2 protein-coding genes are annotated in these 4,027 nt (G+C 42.4%); both read right to left on the bottom strand.

The window, feature by feature from the left end:
- On the bottom strand, nt 1-1,126 hold a 1,126-nt coding region (locus tag BIZ39_RS20520; RefSeq protein ID WP_187447921.1), incomplete at its 3' end, for an AMP-binding protein.
- A gap of 198 nt (nt 1,127-1,324) precedes the next feature.
- Nucleotides 1,325-3,904, bottom strand: a complete 2,580-nt coding sequence (locus tag BIZ39_RS20515; RefSeq protein ID WP_187447920.1) for a bifunctional diguanylate cyclase/phosphodiesterase — start codon at nt 3,902-3,904, stop codon at nt 1,325-1,327.
- Nucleotides 3,905-4,027 lie beyond the last annotated feature (123 nt).

Below are 4,027 nucleotides of genomic sequence, written 5' to 3'. Positions count from 1 at the left end.
CCCAGAAATATGTTGGCGGATCTAAACGTTCACCCGCCATAAATAAGGTACGCAAGCTCGACGTATTGTATTTAGATAAAAACTCAGCATCAGGGTCCGCTTTTCGTATCGCTCTAAATGCTGTTGGTGCAGCAAAAAGCACATTCACTTTGTGAGACTCTATCATACGCCAAAATGCACCGGCATCAGGAGTGCCAATGGGCTTTCCTTCGTACAGTACCGTCGTTGCGCCTTTTATAAGCGGGCCATAGACAATATATGAATGACCGACCACCCAACCAACATCCGATGCAGCCCAAAAAATATCGTCCTCACTAATACCGTAAATCGCGCCCATTGAATAATGAAGAGCAACCGCGTGCCCGCCATTATCTCGAACAACACCCTTAGGTTTACCGGTTGTACCTGAAGTATAAAGAACATAAAGCGGGTCAGTTGCATCGACGGCAACAGGAGAAGCTGGCACGCTAGCTTCAACCAGAGAGAGCCAATCGTGATCAGTTGCTTCATTTAACTCAGCAATTAGCTGAGCGCGTTGATACAACACGCATGCCTGTGGTTTGTGCTCTGCTAATGATATTGCTTCATCAACAAGAGGCTTGTACGGTAGAACTTTATTGCCTTCAATGCCACATGACGCAGTAACAATAACTATCGGTTTTGCGTCATCTATTCGTACTGCAAGCTCATTTGCGGCAAAGCCGCCAAACACCACAGAGTGCACAGCTCCCAAACGAGCGCAAGCAAGCATCGCGATCACTGCTTGCGGGATCATGGGCATGTAGATAATCACGCGGTCACCTTTCGTCACACCCAAGCGAGATAAGCCGCCTGCGAACTCGGCAACACGGTTTAATAGCTCTTTGTAAGTAAAGTGCTGAGTGGTTTGTGTAACAGGTGAGTCATAAATAAGCGCGGCTTTATCGCCACGACCATTTTTTACGTGATGATCGAGCGCTAAATAGCTGGTGTTAAGCTGCCCTCCCCTAAACCAGTCGAAGTAACCATTATCGGTAGGTTGGCATCCTTTTTGAGGAGGTTGAAACCACGCTAGCTTTTGTGCTTGGTCTAACCAAAACTCATCGGGGTGCTGGGTCGAGGCAGTATATTCATCTTTATAAGTCATAACCATGTCCTGAGTAGGGTTTATCTTCACCCTACGATAGTTACATGACATCTACTAATAAGACTTCAGGCGTAGATCGACTAACAAATTGATTTACATAAATTTAAACTTTATTTCCCTATTTGATAACAAGAGGTATCGAAGCGGTTGTTTCAACGCATACTTGAATAAGCCCTCGACTGCGTAAGGTTAACTACCTTATTTATATTGCTTCTCACTAATTTTACTTTTCCAATCATCTACACTCATGGGTTTATCTAAATAATATCCCTGAAATGCTCCGCAACCACATGCCTTAGCTTGATCTAATTGACCCGTTGTCTCTATTCCCTCAGCTACGGTATTTATGTGTAACGCTTTGGCCATGTTGCAAATACTTGTAACCAATAATGTTTTTTGCTGCGAGCCTTCCATCGCTTCGACAAATACCCTGTCCACTTTCAGTTCGGTAATTGGCAAATCTTGAAGATAATTTAAATTTGAGTCACCAAGACCAAAATCGTCGATAGATAAACTAAACCCTTGTTCCGCTAATTCTCTAACGCGACGTTGAATAACGCTCACGCCTCTTATCAATGCACCTTCAGTGAGCTCTAGAGTTAAATTTTTGTGTGACACGCGCCACTTATTTACTATAGCGACAAACTTACTCACAAAATCAGCTCGCGCTAAGTGCATTGCACTGATATTGACAGACAACTTAGTGTTAATGTTCTCTGACTGGCATTCACTAAGTAACCTGCAGGCTTCGTTGCACACCCACAGCCCGAGTTCAGCAATAAAATCATTCTCTTCGGCAATAGGAATGAATTCAGAAGGGCTTACTGTACCCATATGAGGATGCTTCCACCTTAACAACACCTCTGAGCTTATAACGCTCTTCGTTGCATCATATTGAGGTTGAAGCTCAATATATAACTCGTTGTTAGAAATAGCCCTGCTCAGAGAGTGTTTAATGTAATTGTATCGCTCGATATCACTTGCATTAACATGAAAATACTCGTGCTCCGACTTAAAAGCAGAAGTATTTTTTACCTCTCTTAAAGGTTTTCTCGACAATAGTTCTTTTATCTTTTTAAACGAAAAATGCTTTGTTGGAACCGTGCAACTTATGGTTTGCGTTTCAATATTTAAGAGGCTGTTGTGCAGGGTTATTGGCGCTAGCACGTGATCGTGGATAAGAATAGCGCAATCGTGTGCAGCATTTAGAGACTGTGCTTCTTCACTAAAATATTGATGAAGATGAATATAAAAAGCGCCTCTCTCACATTTGAAGATACTGGCTGAATTGCGCTTGTTAATTTCGAATATGCGAATGAAGCGACTGGCCAAAATTCTCAGAATATAGTCTATCGTTGGCTCCCCAAACGCATTTTCGTATTCTTTTATGTTACAGATAGCAACGCGCATAAACGTGGCAAATGGTTTAGATGACTTGTCGTCATGAGCTTTATCGCCAAGGTATCGCTCAAATTGGTGTAAGTTCGGAAGACCTGTCACCGTATCGATTAAAGCGAGTTGTTTGTAATGCTCAATTTCGTGGTTTTGATTAGTGATATCGCGCACTGAGGCGATAATTAATTGTTGATTATGCACAGAGCATTTCGACAAATTAACTTCACAGGCAATACGTTTACCATTTTTATGGCGAAGACATTCGTTTACCGAGCCATTTTCGCTACACCATGCTAAACCCGCTGGTAAGTTTATGAAACAAGAAGGCGCATCGGTATTTTGCACCTTGGTTGATATTAATTTTATATCTTGCCCAATCAGCTCTTCGGGCTCAAAGCCTAATACGGAATAAACGCGTTCATTTGCAGTTAAAATAGTGCCATGTTCATCTATGCTTAACACCACGCTATCCACATTATTCAATAAACTGGTCAGATAATCTGTGTAGTTATGTTGTGAATCCGATAGACGCTGTATTTCCGTTTCATCCTGCACTGCGCCATAAAGCCGGGTTAATTTAATTCCGCTAGTATTTCCTCGCTGAACCTGTAAGAAGACGGTTAGTTTTATACTTTTTCTGCGACCTTGCTTGTCGTGAAATTCAAAGTGCTTTACGAACTCTCTATCTTCTTTAAGCGCTTTAAAAACGCGCTGCTTTAAGTCTCTTCTATCACTCGAGGTAAGCATATCGAGCACTTCATTAAGGCCGACGCTTTTTACACGAGGTAAGCCTAATAAGGCTTTCATCACCTCAGTCAGAGAAAGTACGCCTGTGAATCTGTCAATCTCCCACGCGCCCACTTTAGAAATTGAACTCACCTCTTCTAACAAGGCAAGCTGTTCGGATAACTTGTCTGAATAGGGATGACGCGCTAGCTCGTATTGGTAACTAAGCTCTACTTTTTGGCGCGTAATATCTATCAATGTATGTTGTAGAGGGCTCAATACACTGTGGCGTACAAAAGTGAGAACAACACCCATTACTTCATTTTGCATATCTCGCACGGTAGCGACTACTACATAGCTATCAGCATAATGTTCGAGTGAAGGGGGAAAGATAAAATCTTTGCAAGGTATTGGAGCGCTCAAAGGTGTAAGCGGGAGCATGAGCAATACGTGTGAAGGAAAAACAACACTCTCGGCTTCTAATGATAGGTGGTTTACGTCGCAAGATAATACCGTTGCTCTTCCATTGCTAGGGTTTACCGAGGCAAGTAATATACACAGAGCCTCTGTTTTCGTTCGACTTTCATTGAGCAACACAGAAATGTTTTGCTGTGTTGTGCGCATGGTTGACAACATGCGTTCACTGCGTAAATCCATCTAAGCAAACCTTTTGATATCTCTTCGAATTCAGCACAAACGATAGCAGCACGACAATAAAAGGATGAAAAGTTGTGTCGTGGTTTTAAGCGCTTTACAAGTTTTGCTGTTTCAGTTGTCTAC

The sequence above is a fragment of the Alteromonas sp. BZK5 genome, from assembly GCF_014349115.1.
Taxonomy (GTDB): domain Bacteria; phylum Pseudomonadota; class Gammaproteobacteria; order Enterobacterales; family Alteromonadaceae; genus Alteromonas; species Alteromonas macleodii.
The sequence above is the reverse complement of the archived record's forward strand: the minus strand, read 5'-3'. Positions and strand labels throughout refer to the sequence as shown.

What these genes read in the sequence shown, in the direction of transcription:
- BIZ39_RS20515 (WP_187447920.1), bottom strand. Translation starts at nt 3,904, where the DNA reads ATGGATTTACGCAGTGAACGCATGTTGTCAACCATGCGCACAACACAG.